Source organism: Saccharopolyspora phatthalungensis, from assembly GCF_014203395.1.
In the GTDB taxonomy this organism is placed as follows: domain Bacteria; phylum Actinomycetota; class Actinomycetes; order Mycobacteriales; family Pseudonocardiaceae; genus Saccharopolyspora; species Saccharopolyspora phatthalungensis.
The window spans coordinates 4,002,938-4,015,857 of record NZ_JACHIW010000001.1 but is presented as its reverse complement, the minus strand read 5'-3'; the positions used below and the strand labels follow the sequence as shown (position 1 = coordinate 4,015,857).

Genomic DNA, 12,920 nt, shown 5'->3' with positions numbered 1-12,920 from the left:
GACGCCACGTCGCGCACTGCTCCTTCTGCTTATCCACCCGCTTACCGCCCGGATGCCCCCACACCCGGTCCGGCTCGACTCCCCGACAAGTCGATGCAGCGGTGCCCCGCGGGCCGCCCGGTCTGGGCAACTGATCGCCACGAGGTCCCGAGTAGGTTACGAAAGGTGAGCCGCAAGGTCCAGAAGCGGGTCTGAAAATTTGTGCGCCAACGCACAAGGCCCCTAACGGAGGAGAGTCATGCGCTCACGGTGACGGATCTTCCGGCTCGATTACCTGGAATTGTGATGAATTAGCTCCCCAGATGAGGAGATCCACTTTATTCAGTCGATCAACTATGAGATCGGCCACGTGCCGACGGATCGATCAGCGGTCGGTTGCGTCGGCAAGCTGCTACACCCGATTCAGCCGCGCCAGCAACATCGCCGAGGAAACGGCGTAAGCACCCCGTCGGCGGACCGAAGTCGCCACGGCCCGATCCGAGGTCGCCACCACCACCTGCCGCCCCTTCGGCTCGGCGGACACGAGATCGCGGATCACGTCGTCGGCCTGCACGCCGGGTTCGCTGAACAACACCCGGACCCCACGCGGCCCGGCGGTCGGCACCGCCAGCACGTCGGCACCGTCGAAGACCACCGTGACCTCCGCGCCGGTCCGCGCCGACAACGCCGCCAACTGGTGGGCCAGCCGATCGCGTTGATCGGACAACGGCAACTCCGGATACCCGGTCTTGGTCACGTTGTAGCCGTCCACGATCAGATGCACGGCGGGAAGCGCCAACAACCGGTCCAGCGTGACGACGTCCGGCACCTCCCCGGTCGCACCGGAATGCGCCCGCACGCGCTGTACGACGTCCGCGGGCCGCGGGCCGCTACCGCTCGCCCCGAGCTCGCGGCGCAGGCCACCGACGGCGCCCTCCAGCGTCTCCAGCAGCAGCGCCAGCCGCACCTCGTCGCCCTGACGGGCTTCTCGGGCGGACTGCCGCGCCACCTCCACCTCGGCGCTCGCGCGGTCCGCGCGCCGTCGCTCCTCCTGCGCCCGCGCGCGCTCCCGATCCCGCTCCGCGACGATCTCCTCAAACGCCGCCTTGTGCTCCGAACGCATCCGCTCCAGTTCGCTGAGCGCGTGCTCGGCGCCGTCCTTGGCCTGCTTGAGCCGCACGCCCTGCTCGCGAAGGCGCTTGCGCAGCCGGTCCGCCTCCGCGCTGTTCTCGCCCCCGATCCGGTCGGCGATCTGCTTCGCCTCGGCGAGTTCGCCGCGCAGCCGCTCGACATCGGCGGTCAGTCGGTCCGCACGCGCCGTCGCGGAATCGCGCTCGGTGCGCAGCTGTACCTGCTCGGCGCGGAAGCTGATCAGTTCCACGTAGTGCGGCGCGACGGGCGAGCCGAGCAGCACGGCGGCCGCGGCGACCGCGACCGGATCGGCATCGTCGAGGGCGAGCGCCGCCGCGCGGTGGTTTCGGCACCAGTCCACGACCGCGGTCCGGAAGACCCCGGAATCGCGCAGCGCGGCGATCAGCGCCGGTTGGCCCAGCTTCGCGCGCTTGGCGGGAGCGAAGCGGACCACCGGGCGCAGCTGGGCCGGCACGTCCGACGGACGCACCTCATCCAGCGCGCAAGCGGCCAGTTCCGCCAGCCTGAGGCGCAGCGGACCGGGCAGCGCGTCCCAGTCGATCGGCGGCCCACCACCGGTCCGCTGTGCACCGTCCACAGCGGACTCGTCGGGGATGGGGGTATCGGCTGACCCCGGCTTCGGCGGTACCACTCCCACAGGCTAATGGCCGAGGCCTCCGAGCCCAGCATCCACCGGTCCTGTCGGTAGCCGGACGTAACGTGATCGCCGATGTCCGCGCACCCCCAACTGTCCTTCGACGAGCTCGTCACCACCGAGGACGTCGCGCTGCACGCGGTGACCTTCGTGGTCGTCGACCTGGAGACCACCGGTGGCGACCGCAACCAGGACGCGGTGACCGAGATCGGCGCCGTCAAGGTCCGCGGTGGCGAAGTGCTCGGCGAGTTCGCCACGCTGGTCAATCCGGAGCGCGGCATACCGCCCGCGGTCGTGTCGATCACCGGCATCACCGAGGCGATGGTCCATGACGCGCCCCGCTTCGACACGGTGCTGCCCGCTTTCCTGGAGTTCTGCCGGGGCAGCGTGCTGGTGGCGCATAACGCCCCGTTCGACATCGGGTTCCTGCGCGCCAACTGCGAACGGCTCGGGCTGCGGTGGCCGAAGCCGCAGGTGGTGGACACCGTGCGGCTGGCCCGCCGGGTGCTGACCAAAGACGAGACGCCCAACCACAAGCTCGGCACGCTGGCCCGGGTGCTGCACGCCCGCACCGTTCCTGTGCACCGTGCGCTGGACGACGCGCGTGCCACCGTCGACGTGCTGCATGCCCTGCTGGAACGGGTCGGGCCGCTCGGCGTACGGACGCTGGAGGATCTGCTCGGCCACCTACCCGACGTCACGCCGCAGCAGCGCCGCAAGCGCGGCCTCGCCGACGGCTTGCCGAACTCGCCGGGCGTTTACCTGTTTCGCGGCCCGAAGGACGAGGTGCTCTACGTGGGCACCGCGACCGACCTGCGGCGCCGGGTCCGGCAGTACTTCACCGCCGGGGAGCGGCGCAACCGGATCAAGGAGATGGTGATGATCTCCGAGCGGGTCGACCACGTCGAATGCGCCCATCCGATGGAGGCCGAGGTCCGGGAACTACGCCTGCTGGCCGCGCACCAACCGCGCTACAACCGGCGCTCGAAGTTCCCGCAGCGCGCCTGGTGGGTGGTGCTGACCGACGAACCGTTCCCCCGGTTGTCGATCGTGCGCATCCCGAAGCCCGACGCGCTCGGGCCGTTCAGTTCCCGCCGGGCAGCTGCCAACGCCGTCGACGCGCTCGAGTCCGCCACGACCGTGCGGCGCTGCACCGACCGCATTCCGGCCCGCGAACCCACCGGCCGCCCCTGTGCCCTGTACGAGCTGAGGCGCTGTGGCGCGCCCTGTGCGGGGCACCAGAGCGTCGCTGAGTACGAACCCGAGGTGATCTCCATCCGGGACGTCGTCAACGGCCGCAGCGCCGATCTGCTGGAGCGCCTGCGGGGCGAACTCGACCGGCTCTCCACCGCGCAGCGCTTCGAAGACGCCGCCGTGCACCGCGACCAGCTCGCCGCGCTCGTGCGCTCGTTGGACCGCGGACAGCGGTTGAGCGCCCTGACCGGCGTACCGGAGCTCGTAGCGGCCCGGCCCGACGGCCGCGGCGGCTGGCACCTGTCGGTGATCCGGCACGGCCGGCTCGCCGCCGCAGGCACCGCGCGGCGCGGCGTCCCGCCGATGCCGGTTGTGGACCTACTGCAAGCATCGGCGGAGACCGTCATCCCAGGAGCGGGGCCGCTGCACGGCACGACCGCTGACGAGGCGCGGGTCGTCTACCGCTGGTTGACCACCGGCGGCACCCGCATGGTCCGGTGCAGCATCCCGTGGGCCGAACCGGCGGGTTCGGCCGGTTCCTGGCGTGCCTGGCTGGAAAAGGCCACCACCGGCCGCAACCCTTATGCGGCGATCGACTGACCAGGTTTACCCGCGAGACTCGGCGAGGCACGGGTTTCGCCTGGCCAGCGCCGAGGAGCGCGGAGCCCTGTGCCAACACTCCCGGCCGGTTACCTGGTCGAACACATCCGGACCGAGTTGGTTCAGGAGGCTATGTCGAGACCGGCGATCACCTTGGTCGGCCGGATGCGGACCACCAGCTCACCGGGCACACCGTTGCGGCGGCCGAACTCCTCCGCCCGGTCCCGGCCCATGTACCGGCCGCCGATCTCGGTCGCGGTCCGCAGCAGCTCGTCGGGGTCCTCGGAGGTCTCCGCGATGCCCTGGACCTGGACGAAGGCGAACGGCGGTTCCGGTAGATCCACGCAGAGCGCGACCCGCGGATCTCGGGCGATCGCGCGGCCCTTCGCGGTGTTCTTGCCGGTGTTGAACACGATCTCGTCGCCCTCCAGCACGAACCACACCGGCGCGACCAGCGGTCGCCCGTCCCGCGCGGTGAAGCCGAGGACGCCGGGGCGGGTGCCCTCTTCGAGGAAGGCACGGACCTCAGAATCGTCGATCGATGTCACGTCGGCAAAGGTAATCGCCCCTCCCCCACCGCGCGATCGCAGCGACGAGGCCCGACACCCTAAGGGTGCCGGGCCTCGGTCGGACTGCGCTGCTTACTCGGTGGGCTGCTGCGGCTTGCCCGCCGTCAGCTCGCGCTCCGCTTCGCGGACCTCGTCCTCGTGCCGCGCCCGTTCCAGCGCCGTAGTCTCCTCGACCGGGTCCGGGGTGAGCAGGCTGCCCGCCACCGGGCTACCGGCCGCGCCGAGCTTGTTCATCTTCTTCGGCACCGGAGCACCCTGGTAGGGCAGCGGCTCCGGGTGGCCGTGATCGTCCACCGCGCCGAGCGGCTGGTGAACCTCGATGAACTCACCGTGCGGCAGCCGCTTGATGATGCCGGTCTCGACGCCGTGCTCCAGCACCTCCCGGTCGCCGCGCTGGAGACCCAGGCAGACCCGGTAGGTGATGTAGTAGGCGATCGGGGGCAGCACCAGCAGGCCGATGCGGCCGGCCCAGGTCATCGCGTTCAGCGAGATGTTGAACTGGAACGCGATGAGGTCGTTCGCACCCGAGATCATCAGCACGGCGAACAGCGACAGCGCCATCATGCCGAGGCCGGTCCGGACCGGAGCGTCGCGCGGCCGTTGCAGCAGATTGTGGTGCGCGGTGTCCTTGCTGAGCTTGCGTTCCAACGCGGGGTAGCTCAGCAGCAGGGTGAACAGGATGCCCATCCCGATGACGCCCGCGAAAAACACCGGCGGAACCGTGTACGGCCCGAGGTAGACCTCCCACGCGGGCCAGATGCGCAGGATGCCGTCCGCCCAGATCAGGTACCAGTCGGGCTGCGAAGCGGCCGACACCTGGGAGGCGTTGTACGGGCCGATGCTCCAGACCGGGTTGATCTGGAATACCCCGGCCATGATCGCGCAGACGCCGGTGACCAGCGCGAAGAACGCACCGCCCTTGAGCGCGAAGGTCGGCATGATCCGGACGCCGACGACGTTGTTCTCCTTGCGCCGCACGCCCGGGAACTGGGTGTGCTTCTGGTACCAGACCAGCGCCAGGTGCACCGCGACCAGGCCGAGCATGATGCCCGGGATCACCAGCACGTGCAGCACGTACAGGCGGGGGATGATCTCCGTGCCCGGGAACTCACCGCCGAACAGCGCCCAGTGCAGCCAGGTGCCGAGCACCGGGATCGAGAGCACGATGCCGGACAGGGTGGCCCGGATACCGGTTCCGGAGAGCAGGTCGTCCGGCAGCGAGTAGCCGAAGAAGCCCTCGAACATGCCCAGCATGAACAGCAGGGCGCCGATGGTCCAGTTGCTCTCGCGCGGCCGGCGGAACGCGCCGGTGAAGAACACCCGGAACATGTGCGCCGCCATCGCGGCGACGAACAGCAGCGCCGCCCAGTGGTGGATCTGCCGGATGAACAGGCCGCCGCGCACCTCGAAGGAGATGTCCAGCGTCGACTCGAACGCCCGGGACATCGGGACGCCCTGCAGGTTCTGGAAGACGCCGTTGTAGACGACCTCCTCCATCGAGGGGTCGAAGAACAGGGTCAGGTAGACGCCCGTCACGATCAGGATGACGAACGTGTAGAGCGCGATCTCCCCGAGCAGGAACGACCAGTGCGTGGGGAAGACCTTGTTCAGCTGGCGCCGCATGCCCTTGGCGAGCTGGAACCGCGTGTCGAGCTCATCGGCGGCGGTGGCCACCTTGCGGTAGGCAGCGCTCTCCGATTTGGTCGGTCGAGTGATCGAACTCATGAATTACGCTCCCAGTACGCCGGGCCGACCGGTTCGATGAAGTCGCCCCTGGCCACGAAATAGCCGTCCTCGTCCACCGCGATCGGAAGCTGGGGCAACGCCCGGGTGGCCGGACCGAACACCGGTTTGGCGTAGGTGTGGACCACGTCGAACTGCGACTGGTGGCAGGGGCAGAGCAGGCGCCCGGTCTGCTGCTCGAACAGCGAGGTCGGGCAGCCGACGTGGGTGCAGATCTTCGAGTAGGCGTAGTAGTCGCCGTAGTTGAAGTCCTCCTGCCCCTTGCGCTTGACCGGCTTGCTGCCGGGGCGCAGCCGGATCAGCATGACCGGCGCGTCGCCCTTGCGCATCGAGGCCCCGAGCTCTTCCTCGTTGGCCCGCATCGACTCCCGGAACGGGAAGACGGTCTCGAAGCCGCCCGCGTCGATGTCCTCCGGCCGCAGCAGCGAGATCTCGTGCGGGTTGCCGGTGTTGCGGCGCAGGTACGTCTTCTCGCCGTTCTCCGACATCCACTCGGTGTGGGCCAGGGACTCCGGCCCGTTGGTGGCCCACGGGTTGCGGACCAGGCCGCCGATCGCGAACACGCCCGCGCCGATGCCGAACGCACCGGCACCGAAACCGGCGGTGCGCCGGATCATCGACCGGCGGGTGATGCCGCTGCGGTTGCCCGCGTCGGCGAGCAGCGCGGCGGTGGTCTGCCGGTCCACCTCGTCGGAACCGTGACCGTCGTGCCGCTGCTGGATCGCGACCTCGTGCGGGATGAACTTCTTCTGGTACTGCACCACCCCGATGCCCACGGCCAGGATCGCCAGGCCGAAGAAGAAGCCGATCAGCGGGTTGTACAGCGAATAAATGAAGTGCGCGCGTTCGTCCGACGGCGGCTCGTAGCGCCACGGCCAGAACACGAAGACCGCGATGAAAGCCAGCGCCGAGAGCCCGGCGAGGGTGAACCAGACCGCGACCGCCCGTTCCGCCCGGCGCTCCGCCCGGGTTCCCTTGACGGGCCAGTGGTCCCGGTACTCGACGAGTTCGACATCATCGAGCGCTAGGCCCAGCCGGACCTTCTCGTCCCGGCTCATCTCGGCCAGCTCGGCCTCGGTGTATTCCTTCTTCTGCTCACTCATGCCCTGGCTCCGATCCACAGGGTGAGGCCGATCAGTGCGCCGATCCCGACCACCCAGGCGATGACGCCCTCAGGCCCGGGCCCGTAGCCGCCCAGGTCGTTACCACCCGGGTTGTTGTTGCCATTGGAAACCGACTTGATGTAGCCGATGATGTCCTCTTTTTCCGCTGGCGTCAGCTGCCGGTCCGAGAATTTCGGCATATTCTGCGGGCCGGTGAGCATCGCCTCGTAGATCTCCTGCTCGGTGGCCTCGTGCAGGTTCGGCGCGAACTTGCCGGAGGACATCGCGATGCCGCGCCCGGTGAAGTTGTGGCAGGAGGCGCAGTTGAGCCGGAAGAGCTCGCCACCGCGGGCGGTGTTGCTGCCCTGCAGCGCCGCGCCGGTCTTTTGCGGTGCCTCCGGGCCGCCGCCGTAGGTCTGCACGTAGGCGGCCAGCGCGTCGATCTCTTCGGGGTTGAACTTCGGCGGCTTGCGCGTCGCCTGCGCTTCCTGGCGGACCATCGGCATCCGGCCGGTGGAGACCTGGAAGTGCACGGCCGCCTCGCCGACTCCGACCAGGCTCGGGCCGCGGTCCTGGACGCCCTGCAGGTTCGCGCCGTGGCAGGAGATGCAGGCGTTGTTGTAGAGCTGCTCGCCCTGCCTCACCAGAGCCGGGTCCGCAGCGGCTTGCGCGGTCTGCGGCTCGGGAGTCACGACGGTGTACAGCCCACCGGCACCCACCAGCGCGATGCCCAACGCCAGTACACCGGAGATCCGCCGCTTAAGCTTCGAGCCCGCGCGGTTCCGTTTCTTGTTGGTGGTCATGAGAGCGGCAACCCTTGCTGTCCGGTTCGGGGTGTTCGGTTTCTGCCTCGTTGGAGGTAGCCGATCAATGGGACTGTTTCAGCCGTCATGGGACGAGGTAGATCACGGCGAACAAGCCGATCCACACGATGTCCACGAAGTGCCAGTAGTACGACACCACGATGGCAGCGATGGCCTGGGCGGGCGTGAACTTGCTGAGCTTCGTCCGGATGATCAGGAAGATGAAGGCGATCAGCCCGCCGATGACGTGCATCCCGTGGAAGCCGGTGGTCATGTAGAAGACCGTCCCGTAGGCCGACGACGCGATCGTGGTCGCGTGCTCGGTGATCAACTGGTAGTACTCACCGGCCTGCCCGCCCACGAAGATCGCGCCCATGATCAGCGTGATCACGTACCACCGGCGGAGGCCGAAGACGTCACCCCGCTCCGCCGCGAACACGCCCCACTGACAGGTGAACGACGACGCCACGAGGACGATCGTGAACGGGAGGGCGTACGGGAGGTTCAGGTGCGTGGGCGGTGGTGGCCACTCGCCCTCGTTCTGCGCCTTCACCGTGAAGAACATGGCGAAGAGCCCAGCGAAGAACATCAGCTCGCTGGCCAACCAAACGATGGTGCCTACGCTGACCATGTTCGGCCGGTTCAGCGAATGCACGCGTTGACTGATTGAGGGCGCTGCCGTTGTCACGCGACGCATTATGTCTTGCACGTTTTCCGCTCGCGCCTTCGGGTCCGGACCTCGGCCGCAGGGTGATCGGATTGCGACCTGGAGGTAACACACTGTGAAAGGCATCCGCGCGTGGTGGTCGGCCCTCCGGTCCGCCCGCCGGACCCGCGACAGGCCCGCGCTCGGCGTCGAGGACCCCGATCTGGAGATCGTTGTGACGGCGTTCGACGAGGTCGAGGCGGCCTCGGCGGCGCTGGCGCGGGCGAGGCGCTGGCAGCCCGGAAGACCTGCGGTCTTGCGCCACCACCTGGCCCTGCCGGATCACTCGATCGAGCCTGCTCGGGGCATCCTGGCCGCCGACGGCTGGGACCTGCGCCCGGGTGGGCGGGGTAGCGAGCTCGCCGCGCCCGGCCTGACGCCATTGGTTGCGCTGCGTGTCCAGCAACTCGACGCGTTGCATTGCTCACAGGAGAGTTCCCGGATGGCCGGGCTCGCGCAACGGCACGGCGGCAAGGCGTTCGGCTGGGACGCGCTACAGCCCGCCCCGGACCGATCCGGTTGATCGACATCGCGTTGATCGATTTGCCCGGGCCGCTACTGTTCGTCCCGGTCGGGCCGCTAGCATCCGGAGTTGTTCGGCGGTCCCACCGCCCCATCCTGCGCCGACCCGCGAGGAGCTAGTGATGAGCACACCGACCACGAACGTTCTCGTGTTCAGCCATCGCCCCGAGGTCCGAGAGGCGATCATCACGGCGATCGGGCGACGCCCGGCTCCGGACCTGGGTCGGCTGCACTACATCGAGGCGGGAACCGTCGCGGACGTGCTCGGCGAGGTCGACGCCGGCCATGCGGACCTGGTGATCCTGGACGGCGAAGCCCAGCCCACCGGCGGCATGGGCGTGTCCCGCCAGTTGAAGAACGAGATCGCGCAGTGCCCGCCGGTGGTGGTCGCGGTGCGCCGCAAGGACGATCGATGGTTGGCGACCTGGTCCCAAGCCGACGCGGTCCTGGTGCACCCGCTCGACCCGCTCGCCGCGGCCGAGACCGTGGCCGAGGTCCTGCGTTCCGCGGGCAAGCCAGTACCTGCCTGAACGAATATTGCGGGATACTTTGCACAGCGGTGCGGGCTGATGTCGGCGGCCGGCCCGCCGTAGGCAGCAGCCTCGCGGATGACGCTGCACCAGGTCGGGGTGCCCCTCGCAGCGCGCCTGGCGGGCTGGGTAGAAAACCCTGTATAGCGCCGCACTGCGGGTGGCGGACGCCGCTTCCTTGACGACCGGAGTGAAGAACGTGGGAACCATGGCGGGAAACTGGGCGGGACTACTGGGCAGCCTGGTCGCGGGTGAGGACCTCGCCGCGGAGGAAACCGCCTGGGCGATGGATCTGATCATGTCCGGCGAGGCCACGCCGACGCGGGTCGCCGCGTTCGTGGTCGCCCTGCGCGCCAAGGGCGAGACCCCCGCCGAGGTCCGCGGCATGGCCGACGCGATGCTTGCGCACGCGCGACCGCTGGAGATCACCCAGCGCGCGGTGGACGTCGTCGGCACCGGCGGCGACCGCTCCGGCAGCGTGAACATCTCCACGATGGCCTCGATCGTGCTCGCCGCCTCCGGCGTCACGGTGGTCAAGCACGGCAACCGTGCGGCGTCGTCGAAGTGCGGCACCGCGGACGTGCTGGAGGAGCTCGGCGTCGCCATCGACCTCCCGCCCGAGGGTGTGCGGCGCTGCGTCGAGGAAGTCGGCATCGGGTTCTGCTTCGCGCCGGTGTTCCACCCCGCGATGAAGTACGCGGCGGGGCCGCGGCGCGAGATCGGCATTCCGACGGCGTTCAACGTGCTCGGCCCGCTGACCAACCCGGCGCGCCCGGCGGCCGGGCTGATCGGCTGCGCCGACCAACGGATGGCACCGGTGATGGCCGAGGTGTTCGCCGCCCGGGGCAATTCCGCGCTGCTGGTGCGCGGCGACGACGGCATGGACGAGATCACCACCACCGCGGGCAGCACGGCGTGGGTGGTGCACGACGGAACCGTCCGCGAAGACCGGATCGACCCCCGGGAGTTCGGCATCGCCTACAGCAGCGCCGAAGACCTGCAGGGCGGCGACGCGACGGTCAACGCGAAGGCGGTCCGCGATCTCCTGGCGGGCACGAAGGGGCCGGTGCGGGATGCCGTGCTGATCAACGCGGCCGGTGCGACGGCGGCCTATGACGGGCCCGGAACCGACCTGAGTGGCCAGCTCAGCGCCGGACTGGAGCGGGCGGCGACGGCGATTGACTCCGGTGCCGCGGCCGACCTCCTGGAACGGTGGGCGACCCGCTCAACGGAGCTGCGCGCCCGCCTCGGGGCGTGACGTCGTCTTGGCCTTCCGAGCGCGCTGAGCCATGCGCCAGCGCCGGTCAGCGGCCGTGGCCGGGTGGCGCTCGAGGAGTCGACCGGCTACTCCTCGTCGAGGCCGATCGAGAAGGTGGCCTCGGTGTCCTTGCGGGAGTAAGAGCGGAATGCGATGTGGGTGTCCGTGCCGAGGACGCCCTCGACCTTGTTGATCCGGCCCGGCACGATGTCGGCCAGGTCCTCGTGGCGGGCTACCCGCAGCAGCGCGATGAGGTCGACGTCGCCGGCGCAGGAGTAGACCTCGTCGACGCCGTCCAGGTCGGCGATCTCCTGGGCCGCCTCGGCGAGGCGGTCGGCGGCGGTCTGGATCAGCACAATCGCGGTGATCACGGGTGAACCTCCTGCTAAGGCATTGCGGCTATCAAGATCCTAGACGTGGCGGGCGCGGCCGGCGGCCCGGCCGGTGAACGTCCGGCGGTACGAGAGACGCCCGTCGAGCAGCTGCGCACTCATCGGCGGTCTAACTGGTCGCGCTGGAACGTGAACGGCCCCGGAATCCAGCCGGATTCCGGGGCCGTTCGTGTTCCGTCGTCAGTGGTGGCCCTGACCGGTGTGGTACTCGAACACCAGCCCGGCGACCATGATCAGCACGAAGCCGACGGCGATGACGATCATCCACACGTGGAAGAACGCCAGCGCGATGCCGGCGAAAGCGGCGGAGGCCGCCAGGCCCACCGGCCAGTAGCTGCCCGGGCTGAAGAAGCCCATCTCGCCCGCGCCGTCGCTGATCTCGGCGTCCGGGTTGTCCTCGGGGCGGTCCTCGATACGACGCGCCACGAACGAGAAGTAGCTCCCGATGATCAGCGACAGCCCGCCGACCAGGATCAGCCCCACGGTGCCGACCGGCTCCCGGGACCAGACCCCGTACACGACCGCGGACAGGAAGAAGAAAATGGTGATGATGTTGAAGATCCTGGATTCGACCTTCATGGAGTCCTCGCTCTCACGCCGTACGCCCTGCCGAGGGCACCCCTAGCTGGTCGTCCCGGTCGCACCGGAGGGGACCCCGCCGGTGCGTTGGGTGTTGAACGGAACGCCGGTCACCGCGTGCGGCGTGCAGAGCTCGCCGCAGTTCATGGCGCTCAGCGCCTCGGCGGCGGTGTACGGCTGACCGGTCTGCGGGTTGACCTGCGTCCGCAGCTGCATGTACCGGTCGAACTTGTCCGGCGACAACGCCCGGACCTCGAAGTTCATCATCGAGTGGTAGGTGCCGCACAGTTCGGCGCACCGGCCGACGAAGGAACCTTCGCGCTCGACAGTGTTCTGGAAGACGCTGTTCTGGTTGTTCTTCTCCGGGTCCGGGAAGGTGTCCCGCTTGAAGTGCCACTCCGGCACGAAGAACGAGTGGATCACGTCGGTCGAGGCAACGTGGTACTCGACGCGCTCGCCGACCGGGATAACCAGCAGCGGGATCTCGCTGCTGCTGCCGACGGTGCGGACAACCTGCCCGTCCGGGGTCTTGTATTCGGGGTAGTTGAACTCCCAGTTCCACTGGAACGAGACCACGTTCACGGTCTTGTCCGGGTTGGCCGGCGTGGCCAGCACGGTGTTCTGGGTGACCGCCGTGAAGTAGAACAGCACGACCACCAGCACGAACGGGATCGCCGTGTAGATCAGCTCCAGCGGCAAGTTGTACTGGAACTGCCGCGGCAACTCCTCGGTCTTCTTGCGGTGGAAAGCGACCGACCAGAAGATCAGCCCCCACACGATCACACCCACCGCGAGTGCCGCGATGACCGACCAGGTCCACAGGTTCCGCATCGCCTCGGCCTGCGGGGTGACGCCCTCTGGCCAGCCGAACCGCAGGACCTCGTCGGTCGTGCAGCCCGTGGCCGCGACACCAACCAGGCCGATCAGACCAGCGACCTTGATCAGCCGTGGCACTCGGGTCCCCTCCTTCAGGCCCACTGCGCGACGCCTCCTCGTGCAAAACTCATCGCTGCGGCCTGGGTGATCGCCGTCCGTCCGAGGACGACACCGGAGATCTGCCGCCGGAATCCTGCGCAGAGCCTAGCCCAGGTGTAGCCGCGATACTGCTCCGGGGGCGTCGATCGCTCTCAGCCCCGAATTGCGGCCCCCGCGCGTG

At 68.9% G+C, this 12,920-nt stretch carries 13 protein-coding genes; 4 read left to right on the top strand and 9 right to left on the bottom strand.

Annotation, left to right across the window (positions count from 1 at the left end; genetic code table 11):
- Window positions 1-391: 391 nt before the first annotated feature.
- Window positions 392-1,708, bottom strand: coding sequence for an NYN domain-containing protein (locus tag BJ970_RS18465; RefSeq protein WP_184727398.1), 1,317 nt, complete (start codon window positions 1,706-1,708; stop codon window positions 392-394).
- Window positions 1,709-1,840: 132 nt separating this feature from the next.
- On the opposite strand from BJ970_RS18465, the gene BJ970_RS18460 reads away from it, so the two are divergent.
- On the top strand, window positions 1,841-3,559 hold the full coding sequence (locus BJ970_RS18460; protein ID WP_184727397.1) for a DEDD exonuclease domain-containing protein: 1,719 nt from the start codon (window positions 1,841-1,843) through the stop codon (window positions 3,557-3,559).
- A 122-nt stretch (window positions 3,560-3,681) separates the two neighbouring features.
- Here BJ970_RS18460 and BJ970_RS18455 read toward each other — a convergent pair whose 3' ends face one another.
- The 5 genes from BJ970_RS18455 to ctaE all read right to left on the bottom strand — a co-directional run bounded on the left by BJ970_RS18455 (window position 3,682) and on the right by ctaE (window position 8,474).
- Entirely contained in the window at window positions 3,682-4,107 is a 426-nt protein-coding gene (locus BJ970_RS18455; protein ID WP_184727396.1) for a PPOX class F420-dependent oxidoreductase, read from the bottom strand.
- 93 nt (window positions 4,108-4,200) lie between these two features.
- Entirely contained in the window at window positions 4,201-5,853 is a 1,653-nt protein-coding gene (gene qcrB, locus BJ970_RS18450; RefSeq protein ID WP_184727395.1) for a cytochrome bc1 complex cytochrome b subunit, read from the bottom strand.
- On the bottom strand, window positions 5,850-6,974 hold the full coding sequence (qcrA, locus tag BJ970_RS18445; protein ID WP_184727394.1) for a cytochrome bc1 complex Rieske iron-sulfur subunit: 1,125 nt from the start codon (window positions 6,972-6,974) through the stop codon (window positions 5,850-5,852). The genes qcrB and qcrA overlap by 4 nt, the downstream gene beginning before the upstream one ends.
- On the bottom strand, window positions 6,971-7,777 hold the full coding sequence (qcrC, locus tag BJ970_RS18440) for a cytochrome bc1 complex diheme cytochrome c subunit (RefSeq protein WP_184727393.1): 807 nt from the start codon (window positions 7,775-7,777) through the stop codon (window positions 6,971-6,973). The genes qcrA and qcrC overlap by 4 nt, the downstream gene beginning before the upstream one ends.
- Before the next feature lie 85 nt (window positions 7,778-7,862).
- Window positions 7,863-8,474, bottom strand: a complete 612-nt coding sequence (gene ctaE / locus BJ970_RS18435; protein WP_184727392.1) for an aa3-type cytochrome oxidase subunit III — start codon at window positions 8,472-8,474, stop codon at window positions 7,863-7,865.
- Between the two features lie 94 nt (window positions 8,475-8,568).
- On the opposite strand from ctaE, the gene BJ970_RS18430 reads away from it, so the two are divergent.
- The 3 genes from BJ970_RS18430 (at window position 8,569) to trpD (ending at window position 10,793) form a co-directional block, all read left to right on the top strand.
- Window positions 8,569-9,006: a hypothetical protein gene (locus BJ970_RS18430; protein WP_184729195.1), complete on the top strand. Its 438-nt coding sequence runs from the start codon at window positions 8,569-8,571 to the stop codon at window positions 9,004-9,006.
- A gap of 121 nt (window positions 9,007-9,127) precedes the next feature.
- Window positions 9,128-9,535, top strand: a complete 408-nt coding sequence (locus BJ970_RS18425; RefSeq protein ID WP_184727391.1) for a response regulator — start codon at window positions 9,128-9,130, stop codon at window positions 9,533-9,535.
- Window positions 9,536-9,743: 208 nt separating this feature from the next.
- The gene (gene trpD / locus BJ970_RS18420; protein WP_184727390.1) at window positions 9,744-10,793 is read left to right on the top strand and encodes an anthranilate phosphoribosyltransferase; all 1,050 of its coding nucleotides are present in this window, start codon (window positions 9,744-9,746) and stop codon (window positions 10,791-10,793) included.
- An 86-nt stretch (window positions 10,794-10,879) separates the two neighbouring features.
- On the opposite strand, the gene BJ970_RS18415 is transcribed toward trpD, so the two are convergent.
- The 3 genes from BJ970_RS18415 to ctaC all read right to left on the bottom strand — a co-directional run bounded on the left by BJ970_RS18415 (window position 10,880) and on the right by ctaC (window position 12,742).
- Window positions 10,880-11,164: an Lrp/AsnC family transcriptional regulator gene (locus BJ970_RS18415; protein ID WP_184727389.1), complete on the bottom strand. Its 285-nt coding sequence runs from the start codon at window positions 11,162-11,164 to the stop codon at window positions 10,880-10,882.
- A 201-nt stretch (window positions 11,165-11,365) separates the two neighbouring features.
- Window positions 11,366-11,764 (bottom strand): cytochrome c oxidase subunit 4, encoded by a 399-nt coding sequence (locus BJ970_RS18410; protein WP_184727388.1) that lies wholly within the window; start codon window positions 11,762-11,764, stop codon window positions 11,366-11,368.
- Window positions 11,765-11,806: 42 nt separating this feature from the next.
- Window positions 11,807-12,742, bottom strand: a complete 936-nt coding sequence (gene ctaC / locus BJ970_RS18405) for an aa3-type cytochrome oxidase subunit II (protein ID WP_184727387.1) — start codon at window positions 12,740-12,742, stop codon at window positions 11,807-11,809.
- Between the last annotated feature and the right edge of the window lie 178 nt (window positions 12,743-12,920).